Source organism: Azospira inquinata (assembly GCF_018905915.1).
Classification (GTDB): domain Bacteria; phylum Pseudomonadota; class Gammaproteobacteria; order Burkholderiales; family Rhodocyclaceae; genus Azospira; species Azospira inquinata.
Window position 1 is genome coordinate 2,510,062 of the sequence record NZ_CP064782.1, and the last position, 21,121, is coordinate 2,531,182.

A 21,121-nucleotide genomic window follows, 5' to 3' on the forward strand; every position below is an offset into this window, starting at 1 on the left:
CCCTTTTTAATATCAAGTTAATTGGCTCAGTTAGTTAAGCGAACTGCCAATTGTTGATGCGAGCGGTGCCTTAAGCGAAGTTCTTGGCGGCGAAATCCCAATTGACCAGGGAGGTCAGGTAGGTTTCCACGAATTTCGGCCGGGCGTTGCGGTAGTCGATGTAGTAGGCGTGTTCCCATACGTCGATGGTGATCAGGGGCTTGTCGCTGCCGGTCAGGGGGGTGGCGGCGTTGCTGGTGTTCACGATGTCCAGGGAGCCGTCGGCCTTTTTCACCAGCCAGGTCCAGCCGGAGCCGAAGTTGCCCGTGGCGGAGGTGGTGAAGGCTTTTTTGAAGTCGTCGAAGGAGCCCCACTTTTTGTTGATGGCGTCAGCCAGGGCACCGGTGGGGGCGCCGCCGCCGTTGGGCTTGAGGCTGCTCCAGAAGAAGGTGTGGTTCCAGACCTGGGCGGCGTTGTTGAAGATGCCACCGGCGGGGGCCTTTTTGATGATGGCTTCCAGATCCAGGGCTTCGTATTCCGTGCCCTTGACCAGGTTGTTCAGGTTGGTGACGTAGCTTTGGTGGTGCTTGCCGTAGTGGAACTCGATGGTTTCCTTGGAAATATGGGGGGCCAGGGCATCCTGGGCGTAGGGCAGAGCAGGCAATTCAAAAGCCATTATGATTCTCCGTGGGTTTGTTGTGGGTAAGGGAAAATTCTAGTCACGATCCCCGGGGGTGACAACCGGTGCGCCCCGGGCCTGGCGCACCTCCACCCGGGCATCGCCCCGATGCAGGCGTAATACCAGGGATTGACCCGGTTGGAGGGTGCCGCCGTCCCGTACGGCCTTGCCGTCGTCGTCAAAGGCGATGGCGTAGCCCCGGGAAAGCACCCCTTCCGGGTTGAGATGGGCCAGCCCGGCGGCCAGCCTGTCCAGGTGGGCGCGGCGTTGTGCCACCCCTTGTTGCTGGGCGCTGTGCATTCGGACCGCAAGTCCGGTCAAGCGTTCCCTAAAATTTTCCGGCCGAGGCCGGGCCAGGGCCAGGCGATGGCTCAGGCGGGTGAGCCGTTCCCGGCTTTCTCCCACCCGTCTCGCTTGGGCGGCGGCCAGCCGCAGCCCCAGGGCGTTGAGGGCCTGGGCCTGTTGGGCGAGCCGTTCCGCCGGGTGTTTGAGGCGCTTGCCCAGCCAGTCCAGTTGTTGTTGCCGGTATTCCAAGGCCTGCCAGCAGCGGCGGCTGAGGAGGGCGGCCAGTTCGTCTAGCCGGTCCAGCAGGGCATCCCGGTCCGGGCTGGCCAGTTCGGCGGCGGCAGTGGGGGTGGGGGCCCGCAGGTCGGCGGCAAAGTCGGCGATGGTGAAATCCGTTTCGTGGCCCACCCCGCTCACCACGGGCATGGGGCAGGCGGCAATGGCCCGGGCCACGGCTTCATCGTTAAAGGCCCAGAGGTCTTCCATGCTGCCCCCGCCCCGGCACACCAGCAGCACATCGCATTCCCGGCGCTGGGCGGCGGCGGTGATGGCAGCGGCGATAAGGGCCGGGGCTGCGTCCCCCTGGACCTGGGTGGGATAGAGGCGGATGGCCACGTGGGGCGCCCGCCGCGCCAAGGTGGTGAGAATGTCCCGCAGGGCGGCGGCCTGGGGGCTGGTGACGATGCCCAGGCAGCGGGGGAAGGGGGGCAGGGGCCGTTTGCGCTCGGTGGCGAAAAGGCCTTCCTGCTCCAGCTTGGCCTTGAGGCGCAGGAACTGTTCGTACAGATTGCCCTGGCCCGCCCGGCGCAGGGTTTCCACATTGAGCTGGTATTCCCCCCGGGGCTCGTAGAGGCCCACCAGTACCCGGGCTTCCACATGCATGCCGTTTTCCAGACGAAAGCCCAGCAACTGGGCCCGGCCCCGGAACATGACGCAGCGGGCCTGGGCCTGGTCGTCCTTGAGGGAAAAATAGGCGTGGCCCGAGGCGGCCACGGTGAGATTGGAAATTTCTCCGGAGACCCAGCAGAGGGGAAAGGCCTCTTCCAGGCGGCGTTTGACCTGCCGGTTGAGGGCGGAGACGGGAATAACGGTGGCCGGGGCGGCGGGGGCGGAAAAATCCAGTTGGGCTTGCATGACGGTGATTTTACCCGACTCCGTCAGGCCCCCCGGGACTTTGCCGGGCAAAGCTCCTGTCCAGGCCCTGAGTTTGCATATAACCGTATGATTATTAATGAATTTGTTGGGTTGCCCTATTTCGCGGCAGAGTAAGAAAAAGCCTTGCGGCCCCGGGAGTTAGACAATCTGATGACAAGCAATCCACAGACTTATCCACAGATTTTGTGGATAAGCGTCGGGAACTCGGCTACAGGCCGGTTCTACCGGGGACTTGCCGGACCCGAGGGGGCAGGCTAAAGTTCCACGCTTAACGCTCTTTCGGAGATTCGCGTGTTTTCCATTATCCAGGCCGCTGGCTGGCCCATCTGGCCCCTGTTGTTGGCATCTATCATCGCTGTAGCCCTGATTATTGAACGCCTGGTGGCCCTGCGCCGTACCCGGGTGGTGCCCGATGGCCTCCTGGCCCGGGTGGTGGGGGAACTCCGTCAAGGCACCCTGACCGACCAGAGCATTGCCGCCCTGGAACAGAATTCTCCCCTGGGCCGGGTGTTTGCCGCCGGTCTGCGCAACGCCCGCTCCAGCCGGGAAGTGATGAAGGAAGCCATTGAGGAATCCGGCCGGGGCGTTACCCACGACCTGGAACGCTACCTCACTACCCTGGGCACCATCGCCTCCATCAGCCCCCTGATGGGTCTGTTCGGCACGGTGGTGGGCATGATCGAACTGTTCGGCGCCCAGTCCCCCAGCGGTGCCAACCCCATGCAGTTGGCCCACGGGATTTCCATCGCCCTCTACAACACGGGCTTCGGCCTGGTGGTGGCCATTCCCTCCATGATTTTCTGGCGCCATTTCCGCGCCCTGGTGGATGGCTTCGTCATCGACATGGAGCAGCAGGCGGTGCGGCTGGTGGAAATCGTTCACGGAGATCGGGCCTAAGCCATGAACTTTCGTCGCGGTCAGCCCCGGGAAGAGCCGGAAATCAACCTGATCCCCATGATCGACGTACTTTTGGTGATCATTATTTTCCTCATGCTCACTACTACCTACGCCAAGTTCTCCGGTCTGGAAATCAATCTGCCCACGGCGGACAGCACCCAGTCTCCGGACCAGCCCAATGAGGTCAATGTGGCCATTACGGCGGCGGGGCAGGTGCTGGTGAATAAGGAACCCCTGGCCAACAGCGAAGTGGCCGGGATTGCGGAAGCCCTGCATCGGGCGGCGGGAACCCAGAAAGATCCCCTTATCGTCATCGATGCGGACGCCAAAACCACCCACCAGAGCGTGGTGGATGTGATGCAGGCGGCCCAGACGGCGGGTTATCCCCATATCTCCTTTGCTACCCAGACCCCTTCCGGCGGTCAGGGCGGCGCCCAGTAACTCCGCCTTTTCCCCATGCCCCCTTCGCCCTCGGTGCGGCGTCTGCTTCGCATCTGGTTCCCCGGCCGGCTTATGCCGCGCCGGGAAGCCCCTCTCCCTCCCTTTTCCCGCTTCCTTGACGGCCTTACCGGCCTGGCCCTGTTGCCCGTCTCCTGGGTCTTTACCTTGCTAGTGCAAAGCCGGCGTCTGGCCTATCGCTGGGGCTGGCTCCGCACCGAGCGTCTGCCCGTGCCCGTGGTGGTGGTGGGCAATCTGACCGTGGGGGGCGCGGGTAAAACCCCCCTGGTGGCCCGTCTGGCCCAGGATCTGGCCGCCGCCGGGCGCCATCCGGCCATTGTCAGCCGGGGCTACGGGGCGGAAGTGCTGCGGCCCCAGGCCGTTTCTCCCGAGGCCACGGCGGATGTGGTGGGGGATGAACCCCTGCTCCTGGCCCGGCGCACCGGTGTGCCCGTGTGGGTGGGTCGGGACCGGGTGGCCACGGGCCGGGCCTTGCTGGCCGCCCATCCGGAGGTGGATGTGCTGCTCTGCGACGACGGCCTGCAACACTACCGGCTGGCCCGGGATGTGGAAATTGTGGTCTTCGACGCCCGGGGGGCGGGTAATGGTCGCCTGCTGCCCGCCGGTCCCCTGCGGGAACCCCTGTCCCGCCTGGCCCGGGCCCACGCCCTGGTTTATAACGAATTACCCGATTCCCTGGCCTTGCGCAGTACCAGCCATTTGCCTGCCTTCCAGATGAGTCTGGAGGCGGGGGAATTCCTTGCCCTGGCCGAACCGGAGCGCCGATGCCGGGCAGAAGACCTGGCGGGTAAGGTGCTCCACGGGGTGGCTGGCATTGGCGACCCGGGGCGCTTTTTCCGCACCCTGGGGGACCTGGGTCTGGAGGTGGTGCCCCATCCCTTTCCGGACCACCACGCCTACCGGGTGGAGGATTTTTCCTTCCTGCACCCCGGGGAGGTGGCCCTGCTCACGGAAAAGGATGGGGTAAAATGCGCCCGGCTCCACCTGGGCGAGGCCTGGGTGCTGCCGGTGGACGCCCGGGTCACCCCGGACATTAGCGCTTTTATTCTGGAGAGTTTGCATGGACGCGAAACTGCTGGACATCCTGGTGTGCCCCCTCTGCAAGGGTAGCCTGGACTATCGGAAGGATAAGCAGGAGCTGGTCTGCAAGCCCTGCAAGCTGGCTTTCCCGGTGCGGGACGACATTCCGGTGATGCTGGAAGAAGAAGCCCGGACCCTGGGGCCGGACGAGGAATAGGCCGCCATGGGCTTTAAGGTCGTCATTCCCGCTCGCTACGCCTCTTCCCGGCTGCCGGCCAAACCCCTGCTGGATTTGGGGGGCAAGCCCATGGTGGTGCGGGTAGCGGAACGGGCCCGGGCTTCCGGGGCCGAAGAGGTCTGGGTGGCCACGGATCACCCGGAGGTGCTGGCCGCCGTAGAACACCACGGCTTCCAGGGGGTGATGACCCGGGCCGACCACCCCACCGGCACCGACCGGCTGGCCGAAGTGGTGGCCCAGCGGGGCTGGGATGACCGGACCATGGTGGTCAATGTGCAGGGGGACGAACCCCTCATCGACCCGGTGCTGATCCGTCAAGCCGCCGACCAGTTGCAGGCCAGCGGCGCCGATATCGCCACCGTGGGCCATCCTCTCCAGGACGCCGCCGAATTCTTCAATCCCAATGTGGTGAAGCTGGTTTGCCGCAAGGACGGGGATGCCCTGTACTTTTCCCGGGCCCCCATTCCCTGGGACCGGGAAGCTTTCGCCCAGGCGGCCGGACGGCAGACCCTGCCCCCCGGCCTGGGCGCCTACCGACACATAGGCCTTTACGCCTACCGGGCCGGGTTTCTCCGGGCTTTCGGGCGGCTGGAAGCCGCGCCTCTGGAACAGGTGGAAAAACTGGAACAGCTGCGCGCCCTCTGGCACGGCTACCGGATCAGCGTGACCGTGGCCGACGCCCTGCCCATGCCCGGGGTGGACACCCCGGAAGACGGGGAAAGGATGCGCCAATGGTTCGCCCGGGAAGGGAATTCCCCGGTTTGACCTGCCCAGGTTTTGCGGGTAATTTCCCTCCCGCAAAAGGCCCGGGGGGCGGAAAATTTTCCCCCGCCGGACCTCGCCCCTTAAAACAACCATAAGCAGCTCCCGCTGCCGCCGAACAGCACCGCAGTTCCGGTTTCAAAGCCGGGCCGCCCTTACCATCAACCGCCGTCGATCCTACGGATCGCTTCTCTTTCGAGGAACTCATGAGACTGATTCTTCTTGGCGCCCCTGGCGCTGGCAAAGGTACCCAAGCCCAATTCATCCGGGAAAAATTCGGCATTCCCCAGATTTCCACCGGGGACATGCTGCGCGCCGCCGTCAAGGCCGGCACCCCCCTGGGCCTGGAAGCCAAGAAGGTCATGGATGCGGGCGGTCTGGTGTCCGACGACATCATCATCGGTCTGGTGAAAGACCGGCTGCAACAGGATGACTGCAAGGCCGGTTACCTGTTCGACGGCTTCCCCCGCACCATTCCCCAGGCGGAAGCCATGAAGGCCGCCGGGGTTCCCATCGATTTCGTGCTGGAAATCGATGTGCCCGATGGGGACATCGTGGACCGCATGAGCGGCCGCCGGGTGCACGTGGCCTCCGGCCGCACCTACCACGTTAAGTACAACCCCCCCAAGGTGGAAGGGAAGGACGACGTGACCGGTGAAGCCCTGATTCAGCGGGACGACGACAAGGAAGCCACGGTGAAAAAACGTCTGGAGGTCTATCACTCCCAGACCGAACCCCTGGTGACTTACTACGGCCAATGGGCCGCCACCGGCGACGCCAAGGCCCCCCAATACCGGAAAATCGCCGGGGTGGGCAGTGTGGAAGAAATCAAGGAACGGGCGTTCGCGGCCCTGAAGTAAGGTCCGCCACCCCAGGAAAAGACGCAGCCACCCAAGGCTTGGGGGCTGCGTTTTTGTCTTTGGAGTCGGCCTCCTGGCCCGGGTTGTCGCTTGGTGTGCGCAACGGCCCTGGGGTTTAGGGGGCGCAGTGGGCGGGGACGCCCCGGCTCCTAATATTTTCTCAATCCGAGGTCTGTCATGTCGGTGAAAAACGCTTTTTATGCCCAGTCCGGCGGTCCCACCGCCGTTATCAACGCTTCTGCCTGTGCCGTGATTCAGACGGCCCGGGCCCATCCGGACCAGATCGGCAAGGTCTACGCGGGTCGCAACGGCATTGTGGGGGCCCTGACGGAAGAGCTCATCGACACCAGCCTGGAGAGCGATGCCCAGATCGCCAAGCTGCGCACCACCCCGGGGGCCGCCTTCGGCTCCTGCCGCTACAAGCTGAAATCCCTGGAAGAACACCGGGCCCAGTACGAACGCCTGATCCAGGTCTTCAAGGCCCACGACATCGGCTACTTTTTCTACAACGGGGGCAACGACTCCATGGACACGGCCTGGAAGGTGTCCCAGCTGGCGGAGACCATGGACCATCCCCTGGTGTGCGTGGGAGTGCCCAAGACCGTGGATAACGATCTGCCCCTCACGGACTGCTGCCCGGGCTTCGGCTCCGTGGCCAAGTACGTGGCCACTTCCATCCGGGAAGCGGGACTGGACGTGGCGTCCATGGCCAAGACCTCCACCAAAATTTTTGTCCTGGAAGTGATGGGCCGCCACGCGGGCTGGATTACCGCCGCCTGCGGCCTGGCGGCGGAGCGGGAAGGGGCGGCGCCCCACATCCTCCTGTTTCCCGAAGTGGCCTTTGACGAGGTCGCCTTCCTGGCCCGGGTCCAGGCCTGCGTGGAACGCTACGGCTATTGCACCGTGGCCGTCTCCGAAGGCTTGAAAAACGGGGAAGGCCAGTTTGTGGCCGAGCAGGGGGGCAAGGATGCCTTCGGTCACTCCCAACTGGGGGGGGCGGGGCAATGGATTGCCCAGTTGATCAAGGACCGGCTGGGCCACAAGTATCACTGGGCCCTGGCCGACTACCTGCAACGGGCGGCCCGCCATCTGGCCTCCAAGACCGACGCGGACCAGGCCTATGCCCTGGGCCGGGCGGCGGTGGAACTGGCCCTGGCCGGGCGCAATGCGGTGATGCCCACGGTGCAGCGCCTGTCTGACGCCCCCTACCGCTGGGAAGTGGGGGTGGCGGAACTGAAAAACGTGGCCAATGTGGAACGGAAAATGCCCACGGATTTCATTACCCCCGATGGTTTCCACATTACGGACAAGTGCCGGGCCTATCTCTCCCCCCTGATCGAGGGAGAAGACTATCCCCCCTACAAAAACGGCCTGCCCGACTACGTGACCCTGGACAATCGTCTGGTGGCCAAGCAGTTGCCGGATTTCCAGATTTAAAGCCGGGGCCCGGGCGCCCCCGCCAGCCAAAAGGGCCGGAAGATTCCGGCCCTTTTTTTGCGGGCTCCGCTTCGGCGTCAGCCCGGGCTGGCCTGGGGCTGACTTCGATGGAGGTGGCGCTTGTACAGGGTAGTGAAGGCCACCCCGGTCACGATAATGACCAGGCTCAGGTCAAAGAAGACGGATTCGGGCCAATCCACCAGCCGTTCCTCATGGACGGCGGCTACCCCCACCGCCAGGCTCATGAGCCCGGCCCAGACCCGGGTGATAAAGCGGCAACTGGCAACCACCTTGGGGTCGTTCCAGCGCTCCCGGGGCAAATCCCGGCGGGCGTACTGGAGGGCGAAGGGGCGCTTTACCGCCAGGGTCAGCCACATGATGGCGGTAAGGGCGGAATTGGCGATCAGGGTCATGTGGGTGGCGACCCAGATATTCTGTTGCCAATTCACCAGCACCAGACAGGCGCCGAAGAAAAACAGGGAGCCCCACTGGAGAATGAAGCCCCGCCGAAGCTCGTCGAAGCCGAACACCAGGGAAGCGAAAAAGCACAGCCAGATGGCCCGCTCCAGCCCGGCCAGGGTGTGCCCTGCCACAAACAGAAACAAAAGCCAGGGCATGAACCCCAGGAGCAACATGCCCAATTCTTTCAGGTCCCGCATTTTTTTCTCCCTCAGTTCCCTGATTTCTCCTTGATTCCCCTATCCCCGGGACACGGCGGATGGGGGACGGCCCCAGGTTGGCGTCCCCACATCATTCTAATAGCTTGCCGTCATGGCCGGGAGGCTGGGGAAAATTCGGAGAGCGCGGTAGGATGGGGCTTTTGGGAGGGAAGGCCGGTGTCTGATTTGCCCCTGCTGAAGACCCGTTACGGGGCGGTGACCCCCTACGTGACCAAGGACGGCTCCCTGATTCGGGAACTGCTCCATCCCGGTCAGCACGGCAACCGGGCCCAGAGTCTGGCGGAGGCCACCGTGCCGCCGGGCACCCGTACCCATCTGCACCGGCACCGCCGAAGCGAAGAGCTTTACCATGTCACCGCCGGTGAAGGGTGGATGGTCCTGGGGCCGGAACGCTTTGCCGTGGCGGCAGGGGATACGGTAGCCATATTGCCCGGCACCCCCCACGGCCTGGAAAACCCGGGCCCGGCGCCCCTGGTGGTGCTCTGTTGCTGTGCGCCTCCCTATGCCCATGAAGATACGGAATTGCTGGATTCTCTGGACGCTACGGATTTATTGGCGGCACCGCCCCTTTAGACACCCTTTTTCTTGGCTTGGCTTCCCGGTTTCTCCCGGGGATGCCCGGAACGTTTTCCCCCTTCCCTCCCTAATTTCTGTTGCTCTAAAACACCATGCCCAGTCTCCCCAACCCTATTCCTTCCTTCGACTTTGATACCCCCGTGGACCGTCGTGCCAGCGACAGCATTAAATGGGCCCGTTACGGGGACCGGGATGTGCTGCCCCTGTGGGTGGCGGACATGGATTTTTCCTCCCCGCCGTCGGTCATGGCGGCCCTTGGGGAGCGGGTGGCCCATGGGGTGTTTGGCTACGGCGGCCCTACCCCTCCGGTGACGGCGGCCGTGCTCACAGCCCTGGCTCGGGATTATGACTGGCAGGTGGAAGAAGATTGGCTGGTCTGGCTCCCCGGCCTGGTCACCGGCCTCAACGTGGCCTGCCGGGGCCTGACCCGGCCCGGGGAAAGTGTCCTGACGGCGGTGCCCGTCTATCCCCCCTTTCTCTCCGCTCCCCGGCTCTCCGATCGGCCCCTGGTCACCGTTCCTTTGAAACAGGAGGCAGGGCGCTGGGGGTGGGATTGGGAGGCCCTGGAACGGGCCCTCTCCGGGCCGGAGCGGCCCCGGCTCCTGCTCCTTTGCCATCCCCACAATCCGGTGGGTCGGGCCTGGACCGGGGAAGAGCTGGCGCGCCTGGGGGATCTTTGCCACCGTTATGACCTGCGGGTCTGCTCCGACGAAATTCACGGGGATTTGCAATTGCAGCCCGGGGCCCGGCATCAGCCCTTTGCCGCCCTGGACCCGGACCTGGCCCGGCGTACCGTGACCCTCATGGCGCCCTCCAAAACCTACAACATTCCGGGCCTGTCCTGCGCCTTTGCGGTGATTCCGGACCCGGGCCTGCGCCGGGAATTCAACGCCGCCATGGCGGGCATCGTGCCCCACGTCAATGTGCTGGGCCTGGCGGCCTGCGCCGCTGCCTACCGGGAGGGGCAAGCCTGGCGGGAGGCTTTGCTGGATTACTTGCGGGGCAACCGGGATCGGGTGGCGGCGGCGGTGGCTGCCATTCCGGGCCTCTCCATGGTGGCACCTGAGGCCACCTATCTGGCCTGGATCGACGCCCGGGAAAGCGGTGTGGCGGACCCGGCCGCCGCCTGTGAGGCCGCCGGGCTGGGGCTTTCCGATGGCAAGGACTTCGGCGCCCCTGGTTTTCTCCGCCTCAATTTCGGCTGCCCCCGGGCCACCCTGGACCGGGCCTTGGAGCGCCTGGCCCGGGCGTTTAGCCCAGCAGGGCGGGATTGAGGGTGTAGGTCACCGTCAGGCTGGCCTGGGCCAGGATGTGGCCTTCCATGGCCGCCAGGGCCTGGGGACCGGTGAAGCCGCCCTGGACCGGCAGGCTGTCCACGTTCAGGGCATAGACGGTGAAGCGGTAGCGGTGCTCCCGGGCATCGTTCCAGGGCGGGCAGGGGCCGTCATAGCCGAAGTATTCCCCCCGCATGTCCTGATCCCGGGCAAACCAGCCGGTGTAGTCGTTGAGGCCCTGGCGGGCTCCCAGGGGGGCGGCGGGGCCGGTCTTGCCCCGGGGGGTGACCTGCTTGGAGAAGGCCCCTTCTTCCACCCCGTTGAGGCTGGGAGGTAAATCCACCAGCACCCAGTGGTAGAAATCCGCCCGGGGCAGGTCGGCGGGTACGGTCCGGTCGGGTCGGTTCACATCGTCCCCCACGGAGGGTACATCCGGATCCACGCAGAGCAGGGCTAGGGAACGGGTACCCTCGGGCACCTCTCGCCAGATCAGGGGCGGGTTGCGGTTCTGGCTCAGGGCCACGTGCCGGGTGGGGTGGGGAATGCAGAAGGCGAATTCCGGGGGAATCCGTTGTCCGTCGGTAAGACGCGGGCTGGTCAGAATCATGGCTGCCTCCGTGCTGGGGGTGGAAACGGGCGGCGCCGGAGGGGCGGGGAAACGGTGCCCTGGTGGGCGACCCCCCATTCCCGCTTTTCTCTTGCTATTCGGCGGCGCGACGCCGGAAGTCTTTAATTCTAAAACCTAATGCGGCCAGGGTGGCGAAATAGGCCAGACAGCCCCCAATGACCAGGGGGGTGAGGTGGAGCAGGCACTGCTTGGTGCCATAGGTGAGCCAGGTGCTTTCCTTGCCCATGCCGAACCAGAGCACCGCCCCCAGTACCGCCAGGGCGCTGAACTGGCGCAGAAAGAACAGCCCCCAGCCCGGCTGGGGTTGGAAAATGCCGTGGCGGCGCAGGCCCCGGTAGAGCAGGGTGGCGTTAAAGCAGGCGGCCAGGCCGATGGACAGGGCCAGACCGGCATGGCGCAGGGGCCAGATGAAGGCCAGATTCATGGCCTGGGTGACCAGCAGGGAAGCCAGGGCGATTTTCACCGGGGTACGGATGTTCTGCCGGGCGTAAAAGCCTGGGGCCAACACCTTTACCAGGATCAGGCCGATCAGGCCTATAGAGTAGGCGGCTAGGGCGTCCCGGGTATGCAGCACGTCGGCGGTACCGAAGGCCCCGTGGTGGAACAGGGTGGCCACCAGGGGAATGCCCAGGATAGCCAGGGCCAAAGCGGCGGGCAGGGTGAGGAGAAAGCAGAGGCGCAGGCCCCAGTCCAGGAGCTTGGAGTATTCCTCCGGCTGGGCGCTGGCGTGGTACTTGGATAGGGAGGGCAGGAGAATGGTGCCCAGGGCCACCCCCAGCAGTCCGGAGGGAAATTCCATGAGCCGGTCCGCGTAATACAGCCAGGACACGGACCCGGTGCCCAGGAAAGAGGCGAAGATGGTGTTGATGATGAGGCTGATCTGGCTCACCGACACCCCCAATATGGCCGGGCCCATGAGCTTGAGAATGCGGCGCACCCCCGGGTCCCGCCAGTCCACGCCCCAGCGGGGCAACATGCCGATCTTTTTCAGGGCCGGTAGCTGGATGGCCAGTTGCAGACAGCCCCCCAGGAAAATAGCCCAGCCCAGGGCCAGGATGGGGGGATTGAACCAGGGGGCCGCCACCAGGGCCATAAAAATGAAGCTCAGGTTGAGCATCACCGGGGTGAAGGCGGGCAGGGCGAAGCGGCTCCAGGTGTTGAGAATGCCCCCGGCCAGGGCCACCAGGGACATGAAGAGAATGTAGGGAAAGGCAATCCGGGTCAGGCTCACGGTGAGCTGGAATTTGTCCGGATTGGCGCTAAAGCCGGGGGCGGAAATGTAAACCAGCAGAGGGGACCCCAGAATGCCCAGAAAGGTGACCCCGGTCATGGCGAGAAAGAGCAGGGTGGCCACGTGATCCACCAGGCGCTTGGTTTCCGCTTCCCCCCGCTTATTTTTGTATTCCCCCAGAATGGGGACGAAAGCCTGGGAAAAGGCGCCCTCGGCAAACATGCGGCGCAGCAGATTGGGGAGCTTGAAGGCGACGAAAAAAGCGTCCGTGGCCATGCCGGCGCCAAAGGCCCGGGCAATGACAAAGTCCCGGACAAAGCCCAGGATGCGGGAAAGGAGGGTCATGCCACTAATGGTGGCGAGAGCGCGCAGCAGGTTCATGGGGGAATCTTCAAAGGCGGGGCCGGGATGCCGACCGCAAGCGAGGCCTGAATCTTAGCCGCTGGTAGGTGAGAGAGCAATTTTGTCTTGCAAGCACTCCATTCGGTAGGTACAATCTCGCGTTTTAGATCAACCCGTAATCAGGACAAATCCATGGCCAACAGCGCTCAAGCCCGCAAACGCGCCCGCCAAGCCGACAAGCAACGCGCTCACAACGCCAGCCTGCGTTCCACGCTGCGCACGGCGATCAAGCGTGTGCGTAAGGCGATTGACGCCGGCGATAAAGCCGCCGCTCAAAACGTGTTCCAAGAATCCGTCAGCGTCATCGACCGCATCGCCGACAAGAAGATCGTGCACAAGAACCAAGCGTCTCGTAACAAGAGCCGTCTGTGCGCCGCGATCAAGGCGATGGCCGCCTGAACGTTTTCGGGCTTCCGTAAAAAACGGCGCTTTGGCGCCGTTTTTTATTGCCTGGAATTCCTGGATTCAGATGATGCTTCAGGAAATTCCTGGGGTGAAGCTAGGGGGTAGGGCGAAGGGGATAGGAATAAGCGGGGTCGAAGGGCTAATTGAACTAGGCCTGACCAAGCCGCTTTCCCTTTTCCTGGCGGTTCCCGGGTAGGGTGAAAGCGGAGAAGGGAAAGCGTCCCGGTGGTCCGGACGCTAGTCCTGGGGGCGGCCCGCCCCTTCTTCAATTTGCAGCTCGTTATCCGCGGCAAAGTTACGCATGAAGTTGTAGGCCCGGGGTTCCAGCTGATTGAGCTGGCCGTCCACGAACACCGCCTTGACGCCCTGACAGGTACAGGGGGAAACGTAGGGGGAATACTTCATGCGCTTTTCGGCGCCAAAAGCCGACATGACGCCGCACAGCCGTTCGGCCCAGTCGCTGGGACGAAACTTTTTCCCTTGCTGGGTCAGCCCCACGATAATGAAGTTCTGCGCAGATTGGTCTGTCATGTCTCCACTTCTCTGGTGTGTGCCGCTGCGGTTTTGAACGCCGGTGACCGGTGACGTTTGCGGCTGTTGTATGTGTGATGCTTGGCGCGCCTCCGAGGAAGGCGGAACGGGATGCTGGGGCGCGTCGATATTATGTTTTTCTTCGATTCTAACAGAAAGCGTCTGCCGCCGCGTAGGGAGGCGGGCCCGGGCAGGCTGGGTCGGGGGACTTCGGGCGCTGCGGGGGAGCAGGGCTGAAGGCGCCATTTGACGCCCTATTTGGGCCAGAAAGCCGGGTCGGGGGCGGCCCGGCCTTATATACAAAGGCCTGTTTTTCCCTTAACATCCGACCTTTACTAAAAAAGATTCGGCACCGAATCTGGGTCCGTCCGGCGGCTGTTTGCCCCGGTCTCAAAAAGTTGGCGAAGCGGCGGCTTAGACCGCCGTTTGCGTTTTCGCCCTACCCATCGGACTCGGTGGCTGATCCGTCGTTATTTCAAGGCAAATCCCATGCCCCATTTGATGAATACCTATGGTCGGCTGCCCGTGGCGTTCAGCCACGGAGAAGGTAGCTGGCTGATTGATACGGAAGGCAAGCGCTATCTGGACGCCCTGTCCGGCATTGCGGTGAATACCCTGGGCCACAACCATCCCAAGCTGGTGAGCGCCATTGCCGCCCAGGCCGCCAAGGTGCTGCACACTTCCAATATCTACCGGATTCCCCAGGCGGAACAGCTGTCTGATCGGCTGGCCGCCCTGTCCGGCATGAGCGAAGTCTTTTTCTGCAATTCCGGTTGCGAAGCCAACGAAGCGGCCATTAAGCTGGCCCGCTTCTACGGCCACCAAAAGGGCGTGGATAGCCCGGTGGTGATCGTTATGGAAAAGGCCTTCCACGGCCGTACCCTGGCCACCCTGTCCGCCACGGGTAACCGCAAGGCCCAGGCGGGCTTCGAGCCCCTGGTGTCCGGCTTCGTGCGGGTGCCCTACAACGATCTGCCCGCCATCGAAGCGGTGGTCAATAGCAACCAGAACGTGGTGGCGGTGATGCTGGAAGCCATCCAGGGCGAAGGCGGCATCCATCTGGCCAGCCCGGAACTGCTCCAGGGCCTGCGCCAATTGTGCGACGACAAGGAACTGCTGCTGATCTGCGACGAGGTGCAATGCGGCATGGGGCGGACCGGTACCTGGTTCGGCTTCCAGCACGCGGGCATTCTGCCGGATGTGGTTTCCCTGGCCAAAGGCCTGGGGGGCGGGGTGCCCATCGGCGCCTGTCTGGCCGCCGGTAAGGCCGCCGGTCTGTTTCATCCGGGTAATCACGGTTCCACCTTCGGGGGCAATCCCCTGGCCTGTACCGCAGCCCTGACCACTATTGGCGCCATGGAAGCGGAAGGCCTGCTGGAAAACGCCGTCACCGTGGGGGATGGCATTCGCCACGGTTTCGCCGAAGCCCTGAAAGGGGTGTCCGGGGTGGTGGATATCCGGGGCAAGGGCCTGATGATCGGTATTGAGCTGGATCGGCCCTGTGGCGGTCTGGTGACCCAGGCCCTAGATGCCGGACTGCTCATCAATGTGACCGCCGAACGGGTGGTGCGCCTGTTGCCCGCCCTGAATTTCAGCGTGGCGGAAGGGGAAGAGCTGGTGAGTCGCCTCTCCCCTCTGATCCGCGCTTTCCTCGGCGCTTGAGACGGAGACGACCATGGCTGAACTCAAGCATTTCCTCCAGTTCAACGACTTCAATCGGGACGAGTTCGACTACCTGTTCCAGCGTACCAAGCAGATCAAGGACCGGTTCAAGTCCTACCAGCAGTACTGGCCCCTGGTGGACCGGACCCTGGTGATGATTTTTGAAAAAGCCAGCACCCGCACCCGTCTCTCCTTTGAGGCGGGCATGCAGCAGTTGGGCGGCACCGCCATCTACCTGAATACCCGGGATTCCCAGCTGGGCCGGGGTGAGCCGGTGGAAGATGCGGCCCAGGTGATTTCCCGGATGAGCGATCTGGTCATGATCCGCACCTTCGAGCAGGAAATCATCGAGCGCTTTGCCGCCAATTCCCGGGTGCCGGTCATCAACGGTCTGACCAACGAATACCATCCCTGCCAGATCATGGCGGACATCTTTACCGTCATCGAGCACCGGGGCTCCATCCAGGGCAAGACCGTGGCCTGGATCGGGGATTCCAACAACATGTGCAACACCTGGCTTCAGGCCGCGGAAGTGCTGGACTTCAACGTCCATGTCTCCACGCCGCCCGGGTACGAGGTGGAAGCGGAACGGGCCAATCTCTACGGCACGGACCACTTCGAGCAATTCGCCGATCCCATGGATGCGGCCCGGGGGGCGGACATCGTCACCACGGACGTGTGGACCTCCATGGGCTTTGAAGCGGAAAACGAAGAGCGGAAAAAGGATTTTGCCGATTGGCAGGTGGACGGGGACATGATGCGGGTGGCCAAGTCCGACGCCATTTTCCTCCATTGCCTGCCCGCCCACCGGGGCGAGGAAGTGACGGCGGAAGTGATCGACGGGACCCAGTCCCGGGTCTGGGACGAAGCGGAAAACCGCCTCCACACCCAAAAGGCCCTGATGGAATACCTCCTCCTGGGGCGCCTGGATAAATAGGGTGCCCGGCGGGGCGACCAGCCCCGGCCGTGCCGAGATTTTTAATGCTTTAACGTATTGCAGGAAAGCGAAGTCATGAGCGACGTGAAAAAAGTGGTGCTGGCCTACTCCGGCGGTTTGGATACCTCGGTGATCCTGAAATGGTTGCAGGACACCTATCAATGCGAAGTGGTGACCTTCACCGCCGACCTGGGCCAGGGTGAAGAACTGGAACCGGCCCGGCAAAAGGCCCTGAAATTCGGCATCAAGCCGGAAAACATTTTCATCGACGACCTGCGGGAAGAATTCGTGCGGGATTTCGTCTTCCCCATGTTCCGGGCCAACACGGTCTATGAAGGGGAATACCTGCTGGGCACCTCCATCGCCCGCCCCCTGATCGCCAAGCGGCTGGTGGAAATCGCCAACCTCACCGGTGCCGACGCCATCTCCCATGGCGCTACGGGCAAGGGCAATGACCAGGTCCGCTTCGAACTGGGCGCCTACGCCTTGAAGCCCGGCATCAAGGTCATCGCCCCGTGGCGGGAATGGGATCTGCTGTCTCGGGAAAAGCTCCTGGCCTATGCGGAAAAGAACGACATTCCCATTGAAATGAAGCACAAGCAAGGCGGCTCTCCCTATTCCATGGACGCCAACCTGCTGCACATTTCCTACGAAGGCCGCTACCTGGAAAATCCGGCCGCCGAACCGGAAGCGGAAATGTGGCGCTGGACCGTGGCCCCGGAAAAGGCCCCGGATGCCGCCGAATACCTGGATCTGGAATTCGCCCACGGGGACCTGGTGTCCATCAACGGCGAAAAGCTGAAGGCCCATGAACTGCTGGCCAAGCTTAACCAGCTGGGCGGCAAGCACGGCATCGGCCGTCTGGATCTGGTGGAAAACCGCTACGTGGGCATGAAGTCCCGGGGCTGCTATGAAACCCCGGGGGGCACCATCCTCCTGAAGGCCCACCGTGCCATCGAATCCATCACCCTGGATCGGGAAGTGGCCCACCTGAAGGACGATCTCATGCCCCGCTACGCCAGCGTGATCTACAACGGCTACTGGTGGAGTCCGGAACGTCGGGCCCTGCAAACCCTCATCGACCATACCCAATTGAACGTAAACGGGGTGGTGCGGGTCAAACTTTACAAGGGTAACGTCATCGTCGTGGGACGCGATTCCAAGACGGACTCCCTGTTTGACTCAACCATTGCCACGTTCGAGGACGATGCGGGAGCTTACGATCAAAAGGATGCGAGCGGCTTCATCAAGCTCAATGCACTCCGCTTGCGTATCGCCGCGAAGTTGGCGCAACGCAAGGGGTAATTCTATGGAAGGAACCCTCTTCGGGTTCACGGAGGAGCAAATCTCCAACTTCGGCCTCACCTTCGGGATCGGGGCTTTCATGATCTACATGTTGTTCATCATTGGTGAACTGGCCTACAAGTCGAAGGCGGGCAAATACGGAACAGTGGTGCTGTTTTTCGTGCTCTCCTTCGGCATGCTGGGCTTTGTCGCCAAGCTCATTTTCGAGAAAGTTGCAGGAATCTAAAGCATGTCCCAGTTCGATAACGTTTCCGTGCTGAAAGCCGCCAATGTGTATTTCGACGGCAAGTGCGTCAGCCATACCGTCCTTTTCCCTGACGGCAGCAAAAAGACCCTGGGGGTGATTCTGCCTTCCAGCCTGACCTTCAACACGGGGGCGCCCGAAATCATGGAAACCATTTCCGGCAGTTGCCGGGTGCGTCTCCAGGGGCAGACGGAATGGCAGACCTACGGTGCCGGCCAGTCCTTCAAAGCCCCGGGCAATTCCAGTTTCGACATTGAAGTGAGCGGCGAACCCTACCAATACGTTTGCTATTACGGCTAAAACAGCGGGGGAGCTTGCTTCCCCGGGCCGTTTTTTCGCATGAATCAGACGCCGGCTTTAGGGCCGGCGTTGTTTTGAGGAGTCTGCATGCCTTCTTTCGACTTTTCCTCCGAAGTGGATATGGTGGCGTTGAAAAACGCCATGGACGTGATTTCCCGCCAGATTGCCAACCGCTACGACTTCAAGGGCACCAGCGCCAAGGTGGATTTCAATGAAAAGGACAAGGTAATTACCCTGTTCGGGGATTCCGACTTTCAGTTGGGCCAGATCAAGGACATCCTTTTTCCCGCCATGGAAAAGAAGGAAAAGGAAAGCACCAAGCGCTTGGATGCCCAGGAGGTGCAAAAAATCTCCGGCAACAAGGTGAAGCAGGATCTGAAGATCAAGGTGGGGATCGAAACCGAGCTGGCGAAGAAAATCGTCAAGCTGGTGAAGGACTCCAAGCTCAAGGTCCAGGCCTCCATCCAGGGGGATACGGTGCGGGTGCAGGGGGCCAAGCGGGACGAACTCCAGTCCTGCATTGCCCTGGTGACCAAGACCATCGCGGATTTCCCCATCAAGTTCGGTAATTTCCGGGACTGACCGGGCGCTGGCCATGTCCAGGCAATAAAAAAGGCGCTCCAAGGCGCCCTTTTTATTTGAAGACCTGGGCAAAGGCTCAGCGGGCCAGCCCCTTGATCCATACCCCGTAGATCTGGTCCGCCAGTTGGTGCAGCTGGGGTAGGCGCTGGGCCAGTTCCACGCCCATCTGGGCCGGGGTCTGGATGGACGGTTGGGGGGGCAGGTGGGCGCATTCTTCCGCCCATTGGCCGTTCCAGGCGTCGATCATGGTCGGGGTCATTTCTACGTGGCACTGCATGGCCAGATGGGGCCCCAGGGCGAACATCTGGTTGGCGCAATAGGCATTGCCCAGAATGGCTTCCGCCCCCTGGGGTCGGGAAAAGGTTTCTCCGTGCCATTCAAAGACCGTGACGGTCTGCCCCGCCAGGGCGCCCAGCCAGTGGGCGGCGGTGGGGCCGCTTGCCGCCAGGGCTTCCGCCCAGCCGATTTCCTTTACCGGGTTGGGGCCTACCTTGCCGCCTAGGGCTTTGGCCATGAGTTGTCCGCCCAGGCAATGGCCGAGGACGGGGATTTGATGGGCCACAGCGTCCCGGATCAGGGCGCAGACCGATGAAATCCAGGGCAGGGGATCATTCACGCTCATGGGGCCCCCCATGAAACACAGGCCGCTGTAGGCCTGGGCGGAGGCGGGAATGGGGGCGCCTTCGTCCACCGGAATGAGTTCCCAGGCGAGGCCGTGAGCTTCCAGGAATGTGGCAAAATAACCCGGACCTTCAGTGGGGGAGTGGCGAAAAATGGCAATGGGGCGCATGGTGTTGGGGAAGGGTATAAAGGAAAGACCGGGGCATTTTAGCCGGGTGCTGGTGACCTGCCTATGTCTGCTGGGGGTTTCTGCCGGAGCAGAGGCCGTGGATGTGGCCCTGGCCGGGTTGATGCCGGGCAAGGCCATGCTCTCCGTGGATGGGGGATCGCCCCGCATCTTCAGCGTAGGAAAAACCGGAGACGGGGGCATTAAGCTCATTTCCGTGGGCAGCAACAGTGCCGTGGTGGAAGTGGGGGGCCAGCGCCGCAATCTGCGGGTGGGCCAGCAGGTGGTCTCGGTTGGGGGCGGGGACCAGGCCTCCGTGGTGCTGTCCGCCGACGGCAACGGCCATTTCATGACCACCGGCATGGTCAATGGCACCACGGTCCGCTTCCTGGTGGATACGGGGGCCACCCTGGTGTCCATGGGGCGGAGCGATGCCCGCCGGGCCGGGGTGGATGCCAGCCAGGGGACGCCAGCCATGATCCAGACGGCGGACGGCCCGGTGCGGGCCTACCGGGTTAATCTGAACAAAGTCACCGTGGGGGGGCTGACCCTCACCAACGTGGAAGGGCTGGTCCATGACAAGGACCTGCCTGTGGTGCTGTTGGGGATGAGTTTCCTCAATCGCATGGAAATGCAACGGGACGGGGAGCGCATGGTATTGCGCCGCCGTTATTGAAATTTATCGACTAGGAAAAGGTATGCCTTCAGGGAAAAAAACGCTGGGTAAGTCCGTCATGCTCGGCCAGGAAATCGAAATGCTCATGTCCGAGCGCCAAACCCTGCTCCAAAGCGTGGGAGCGGCGGCGGCTCTGGTGGCTGAACTGGATACGGCCCGTTTACCCGCCGGAGCCATGGCGGCGGCCAATCTCCTTTCCTCCCTGATCAACGGCTTGCCCGAGGATTTGCTGCAAGACGCCCTGGCCTCGGTGCAGGCCCGTATTGATGGGGCTTGAAGCAGGAGGGGCGCCCCGCCCCGGGGCGGCAGGGGATTTCCCCCTGCCTGAGGAACTTCAACCCCTGGCCCGTCTGCTGGCGGCCACGGATCGCCCTCGGCCGCCCGTGGTGGAAGCCGGGGTGGCCGATCGAGGCATTCTGACCCCCGCCGCCGTGCTTTTCCCCCTGGTCTGCCGTCCCGAGGGGGTGTCCGTGCTTCTCACCCTGCGCAGCGCCCATCTCAAGGACCATCCGGGCCAGATCAGTTTCCCCGGGGGGCGTCGGGAGCCGGAAGACACGGGCCCCCACCAGACCGCCCTGCGGGAAGCCCGGGAAGAGGTGGGTCTGGACCCGGCCCAGGTCCAGCTTTTCGGCTGTCTCCCCGAATACCGCACCAGTACGGGCTTTCGCGTCACCCCGGTGGTGGGGGCCTTGCGTCCGCCCCTGGCCCTGGTGCCCGACCCCTTTGAGGTGGCGGAGATTTTCGAGGTGCCCCTGGCCTTTCTTCTGGACCCAGCCAATCGCCAGCGCCACCGGGTGATGTGGCAGGGCCGGGAACGGGAATACTTCGCCCTGCCCTACGGCAAATATTTCATCTGGGGCGCCACCGCCGGCATGATCCTGTCCCTAGCCAGTCTGTTGGAAGAAGGGGAGAGGCGGCTTTAGGTCCCTGGTAGAAAAAGGGGAAGGGGACAAGGAGGAGGCAAGCCCCTGGAGGGAAGTTGTTGGGGGAAATGGTGCCGATCTCCGCGTAAAATTCGCTAACGTCTGTTAACGTTTCATCCTCGTGGCGGGGCCGGGCCTGGCGTCCGGGTTTTGTGGTATCTTGGTGCCCCCGCCGGTCACCGGAACCAGGGAGGCGTCCCTGGCCCG

Annotated in this window: 26 protein-coding genes; 19 read left to right on the top strand and 7 right to left on the bottom strand. The window is 63.1% G+C overall.

Going from position 1 to position 21,121, the window contains the following annotated elements; all coding sequences use genetic code 11:
- Window positions 1–70 precede the first annotated feature (70 nt).
- Entirely contained in the window at window positions 71–655 is a 585-nt protein-coding gene (locus Azoinq_RS11500) for a superoxide dismutase (RefSeq protein ID WP_216128947.1), read from the bottom strand.
- A gap of 39 nt (window positions 656–694) precedes the next feature.
- Window positions 695–2,077, bottom strand: coding sequence for an exodeoxyribonuclease VII large subunit (gene xseA, locus Azoinq_RS11505; protein ID WP_216128945.1), 1,383 nt, complete (start codon window positions 2,075–2,077; stop codon window positions 695–697).
- Between the two features lie 312 nt (window positions 2,078–2,389).
- On the opposite strand from xseA, the gene Azoinq_RS11510 reads away from it, so the two are divergent.
- From Azoinq_RS11510 to Azoinq_RS11540, 7 genes are all read left to right on the top strand, one after another.
- The gene (locus Azoinq_RS11510; protein ID WP_216128943.1) at window positions 2,390–2,995 is read left to right on the top strand and encodes a MotA/TolQ/ExbB proton channel family protein; all 606 of its coding nucleotides are present in this window, start codon (window positions 2,390–2,392) and stop codon (window positions 2,993–2,995) included.
- 3 nt (window positions 2,996–2,998) lie between these two features.
- Complete coding sequence (locus Azoinq_RS11515; RefSeq protein WP_216128942.1) at window positions 2,999–3,436, top strand: ExbD/TolR family protein; 438 nt, start codon at window positions 2,999–3,001, stop codon at window positions 3,434–3,436.
- Between the two features lie 72 nt (window positions 3,437–3,508).
- Window positions 3,509–4,564, top strand: coding sequence for a tetraacyldisaccharide 4'-kinase (gene lpxK, locus Azoinq_RS11520; protein WP_232368470.1), 1,056 nt, complete (start codon window positions 3,509–3,511; stop codon window positions 4,562–4,564).
- The gene (locus tag Azoinq_RS11525) at window positions 4,515–4,691 is read left to right on the top strand and encodes a Trm112 family protein (RefSeq protein WP_216128938.1); all 177 of its coding nucleotides are present in this window, start codon (window positions 4,515–4,517) and stop codon (window positions 4,689–4,691) included. Before lpxK ends, Azoinq_RS11525 begins: the two co-directional genes overlap by 50 nt.
- A 6-nt stretch (window positions 4,692–4,697) precedes the next feature.
- Window positions 4,698–5,477, top strand: a complete 780-nt coding sequence (kdsB, locus tag Azoinq_RS11530; protein ID WP_216128936.1) for a 3-deoxy-manno-octulosonate cytidylyltransferase — start codon at window positions 4,698–4,700, stop codon at window positions 5,475–5,477.
- Window positions 5,478–5,680: 203 nt separating this feature from the next.
- Window positions 5,681–6,334, top strand: a complete 654-nt coding sequence (adk, locus tag Azoinq_RS11535) for an adenylate kinase (protein WP_216128934.1) — start codon at window positions 5,681–5,683, stop codon at window positions 6,332–6,334.
- 177 nt (window positions 6,335–6,511) lie between these two features.
- A complete protein-coding gene (locus Azoinq_RS11540; RefSeq protein WP_216128932.1) occupies window positions 6,512–7,771 on the top strand; it encodes a 6-phosphofructokinase in 1,260 nt (419 codons plus the stop codon).
- A gap of 77 nt (window positions 7,772–7,848) precedes the next feature.
- Here Azoinq_RS11540 and Azoinq_RS14945 read toward each other — a convergent pair whose 3' ends face one another.
- Window positions 7,849–8,430: a hypothetical protein gene (locus Azoinq_RS14945; RefSeq protein ID WP_232368471.1), complete on the bottom strand. Its 582-nt coding sequence runs from the start codon at window positions 8,428–8,430 to the stop codon at window positions 7,849–7,851.
- 177 nt (window positions 8,431–8,607) lie between these two features.
- Between Azoinq_RS14945 and Azoinq_RS14950 the strand changes: the two genes are divergently transcribed.
- Together Azoinq_RS14950 and Azoinq_RS11555 are read left to right on the top strand one after the other, a co-directional pair.
- A complete protein-coding gene (locus Azoinq_RS14950) occupies window positions 8,608–9,024 on the top strand; it encodes a cupin domain-containing protein (RefSeq protein ID WP_232368472.1) in 417 nt (138 codons plus the stop codon).
- A gap of 95 nt (window positions 9,025–9,119) precedes the next feature.
- Window positions 9,120–10,301 carry a MalY/PatB family protein gene (locus Azoinq_RS11555; RefSeq protein ID WP_216128926.1) on the top strand — a complete coding sequence of 394 codons (1,182 nt, stop codon included), beginning with the start codon at window positions 9,120–9,122 and terminating at the stop codon, window positions 10,299–10,301.
- On the opposite strand, the gene Azoinq_RS11560 is transcribed toward Azoinq_RS11555, so the two are convergent.
- Together Azoinq_RS11560 and murJ are read right to left on the bottom strand one after the other, a co-directional pair.
- The gene (locus Azoinq_RS11560) at window positions 10,279–10,908 is read right to left on the bottom strand and encodes a YbhB/YbcL family Raf kinase inhibitor-like protein (RefSeq protein WP_216128924.1); all 630 of its coding nucleotides are present in this window, start codon (window positions 10,906–10,908) and stop codon (window positions 10,279–10,281) included. The two genes, Azoinq_RS11555 and Azoinq_RS11560, sit on opposite strands and share 23 nt — an antisense overlap.
- A gap of 94 nt (window positions 10,909–11,002) precedes the next feature.
- Window positions 11,003–12,541: a murein biosynthesis integral membrane protein MurJ gene (gene murJ, locus Azoinq_RS11565; protein ID WP_216128922.1), complete on the bottom strand. Its 1,539-nt coding sequence runs from the start codon at window positions 12,539–12,541 to the stop codon at window positions 11,003–11,005.
- Window positions 12,542–12,694: 153 nt separating this feature from the next.
- On the opposite strand from murJ, the gene rpsT reads away from it, so the two are divergent.
- Window positions 12,695–12,961, top strand: coding sequence for a 30S ribosomal protein S20 (gene rpsT / locus Azoinq_RS11570; RefSeq protein WP_216128920.1), 267 nt, complete (start codon window positions 12,695–12,697; stop codon window positions 12,959–12,961).
- 243 nt (window positions 12,962–13,204) lie between these two features.
- On the opposite strand, the gene Azoinq_RS11575 is transcribed toward rpsT, so the two are convergent.
- Window positions 13,205–13,498, bottom strand: coding sequence for a DUF3579 domain-containing protein (locus Azoinq_RS11575; protein ID WP_216128919.1), 294 nt, complete (start codon window positions 13,496–13,498; stop codon window positions 13,205–13,207).
- 489 nt (window positions 13,499–13,987) lie between these two features.
- On the opposite strand from Azoinq_RS11575, the gene Azoinq_RS11580 reads away from it, so the two are divergent.
- From Azoinq_RS11580 to Azoinq_RS11605, 6 genes are all read left to right on the top strand, one after another.
- Window positions 13,988–15,160: an aspartate aminotransferase family protein gene (locus tag Azoinq_RS11580; RefSeq protein ID WP_216128917.1), complete on the top strand. Its 1,173-nt coding sequence runs from the start codon at window positions 13,988–13,990 to the stop codon at window positions 15,158–15,160.
- A 13-nt stretch (window positions 15,161–15,173) separates the two neighbouring features.
- On the top strand, window positions 15,174–16,097 hold the full coding sequence (gene argF, locus Azoinq_RS11585; protein WP_216128914.1) for an ornithine carbamoyltransferase: 924 nt from the start codon (window positions 15,174–15,176) through the stop codon (window positions 16,095–16,097).
- A 75-nt stretch (window positions 16,098–16,172) separates the two neighbouring features.
- Entirely contained in the window at window positions 16,173–17,402 is a 1,230-nt protein-coding gene (locus Azoinq_RS11590) for an argininosuccinate synthase (RefSeq protein ID WP_216128912.1), read from the top strand.
- 4 nt (window positions 17,403–17,406) lie between these two features.
- Window positions 17,407–17,628, top strand: a complete 222-nt coding sequence (locus Azoinq_RS11595) for a DUF2788 domain-containing protein (protein ID WP_216128910.1) — start codon at window positions 17,407–17,409, stop codon at window positions 17,626–17,628.
- A gap of 3 nt (window positions 17,629–17,631) precedes the next feature.
- On the top strand, window positions 17,632–17,946 hold the full coding sequence (ppnP, locus tag Azoinq_RS11600; protein ID WP_216128908.1) for a pyrimidine/purine nucleoside phosphorylase: 315 nt from the start codon (window positions 17,632–17,634) through the stop codon (window positions 17,944–17,946).
- A gap of 87 nt (window positions 17,947–18,033) precedes the next feature.
- A complete protein-coding gene (locus Azoinq_RS11605; RefSeq protein WP_216128907.1) occupies window positions 18,034–18,528 on the top strand; it encodes a YajQ family cyclic di-GMP-binding protein in 495 nt (164 codons plus the stop codon).
- Between the two features lie 76 nt (window positions 18,529–18,604).
- On the opposite strand, the gene Azoinq_RS11610 is transcribed toward Azoinq_RS11605, so the two are convergent.
- Window positions 18,605–19,318 carry a type 1 glutamine amidotransferase gene (locus Azoinq_RS11610; protein ID WP_216128905.1) on the bottom strand — a complete coding sequence of 238 codons (714 nt, stop codon included), beginning with the start codon at window positions 19,316–19,318 and terminating at the stop codon, window positions 18,605–18,607.
- A gap of 46 nt (window positions 19,319–19,364) precedes the next feature.
- Between Azoinq_RS11610 and Azoinq_RS11615 the strand changes: the two genes are divergently transcribed.
- From Azoinq_RS11615 to Azoinq_RS11625, 3 genes are read left to right on the top strand one after another with little or no spacing between them, the layout of a single operon-like run.
- Window positions 19,365–19,991: a retropepsin-like aspartic protease family protein gene (locus Azoinq_RS11615; protein WP_232368473.1), complete on the top strand. Its 627-nt coding sequence runs from the start codon at window positions 19,365–19,367 to the stop codon at window positions 19,989–19,991.
- A 22-nt stretch (window positions 19,992–20,013) separates the two neighbouring features.
- On the top strand, window positions 20,014–20,268 hold the full coding sequence (locus tag Azoinq_RS11620) for a hypothetical protein (RefSeq protein ID WP_232368474.1): 255 nt from the start codon (window positions 20,014–20,016) through the stop codon (window positions 20,266–20,268).
- Window positions 20,258–20,914, top strand: coding sequence for a CoA pyrophosphatase (locus tag Azoinq_RS11625; protein ID WP_216128903.1), 657 nt, complete (start codon window positions 20,258–20,260; stop codon window positions 20,912–20,914). Before Azoinq_RS11620 ends, Azoinq_RS11625 begins: the two co-directional genes overlap by 11 nt.
- Window positions 20,915–21,121: the final 207 nt, after the last annotated feature.

What these genes read in the sequence shown, in the direction of transcription:
- Azoinq_RS14945 (WP_232368471.1), bottom strand. Translation starts at nt 8,430, where the DNA reads ATGCGGGACCTGAAAGAATTGGGCATGTTGCTCCTGGGGTTCATGCCC.
- ppnP (WP_216128908.1), top strand. Translation starts at nt 17,632, where the DNA reads ATGTCCCAGTTCGATAACGTTTCCGTGCTGAAAGCCGCCAATGTGTAT.
- xseA (WP_216128945.1), bottom strand. Translation starts at nt 2,077, where the DNA reads ATGCAAGCCCAACTGGATTTTTCCGCCCCCGCCGCCCCGGCCACCGTT.
- Azoinq_RS11580 (WP_216128917.1), top strand. Translation starts at nt 13,988, where the DNA reads ATGCCCCATTTGATGAATACCTATGGTCGGCTGCCCGTGGCGTTCAGC.
- Azoinq_RS11560 (WP_216128924.1), bottom strand. Translation starts at nt 10,908, where the DNA reads ATGATTCTGACCAGCCCGCGTCTTACCGACGGACAACGGATTCCCCCG.
- rpsT (WP_216128920.1), top strand. Translation starts at nt 12,695, where the DNA reads ATGGCCAACAGCGCTCAAGCCCGCAAACGCGCCCGCCAAGCCGACAAG.
- Azoinq_RS11525 (WP_216128938.1), top strand. Translation starts at nt 4,515, where the DNA reads ATGGACGCGAAACTGCTGGACATCCTGGTGTGCCCCCTCTGCAAGGGT.
- kdsB (WP_216128936.1), top strand. Translation starts at nt 4,698, where the DNA reads ATGGGCTTTAAGGTCGTCATTCCCGCTCGCTACGCCTCTTCCCGGCTG.
- Azoinq_RS11555 (WP_216128926.1), top strand. Translation starts at nt 9,120, where the DNA reads ATGCCCAGTCTCCCCAACCCTATTCCTTCCTTCGACTTTGATACCCCC.
- lpxK (WP_232368470.1), top strand. Translation starts at nt 3,509, where the DNA reads ATGCCGCGCCGGGAAGCCCCTCTCCCTCCCTTTTCCCGCTTCCTTGAC.
- Azoinq_RS11575 (WP_216128919.1), bottom strand. Translation starts at nt 13,498, where the DNA reads ATGACAGACCAATCTGCGCAGAACTTCATTATCGTGGGGCTGACCCAG.
- adk (WP_216128934.1), top strand. Translation starts at nt 5,681, where the DNA reads ATGAGACTGATTCTTCTTGGCGCCCCTGGCGCTGGCAAAGGTACCCAA.
- Azoinq_RS11540 (WP_216128932.1), top strand. Translation starts at nt 6,512, where the DNA reads ATGTCGGTGAAAAACGCTTTTTATGCCCAGTCCGGCGGTCCCACCGCC.
- Azoinq_RS11500 (WP_216128947.1), bottom strand. Translation starts at nt 655, where the DNA reads ATGGCTTTTGAATTGCCTGCTCTGCCCTACGCCCAGGATGCCCTGGCC.
- argF (WP_216128914.1), top strand. Translation starts at nt 15,174, where the DNA reads ATGGCTGAACTCAAGCATTTCCTCCAGTTCAACGACTTCAATCGGGAC.
- murJ (WP_216128922.1), bottom strand. Translation starts at nt 12,541, where the DNA reads ATGAACCTGCTGCGCGCTCTCGCCACCATTAGTGGCATGACCCTCCTT.
- Azoinq_RS11620 (WP_232368474.1), top strand. Translation starts at nt 20,014, where the DNA reads ATGCCTTCAGGGAAAAAAACGCTGGGTAAGTCCGTCATGCTCGGCCAG.
- Azoinq_RS11605 (WP_216128907.1), top strand. Translation starts at nt 18,034, where the DNA reads ATGCCTTCTTTCGACTTTTCCTCCGAAGTGGATATGGTGGCGTTGAAA.
- Azoinq_RS11610 (WP_216128905.1), bottom strand. Translation starts at nt 19,318, where the DNA reads ATGCGCCCCATTGCCATTTTTCGCCACTCCCCCACTGAAGGTCCGGGT.
- Azoinq_RS11595 (WP_216128910.1), top strand. Translation starts at nt 17,407, where the DNA reads ATGGAAGGAACCCTCTTCGGGTTCACGGAGGAGCAAATCTCCAACTTC.
- Azoinq_RS11625 (WP_216128903.1), top strand. Translation starts at nt 20,258, where the DNA reads ATGGGGCTTGAAGCAGGAGGGGCGCCCCGCCCCGGGGCGGCAGGGGAT.
- Azoinq_RS11515 (WP_216128942.1), top strand. Translation starts at nt 2,999, where the DNA reads ATGAACTTTCGTCGCGGTCAGCCCCGGGAAGAGCCGGAAATCAACCTG.
- Azoinq_RS11590 (WP_216128912.1), top strand. Translation starts at nt 16,173, where the DNA reads ATGAGCGACGTGAAAAAAGTGGTGCTGGCCTACTCCGGCGGTTTGGAT.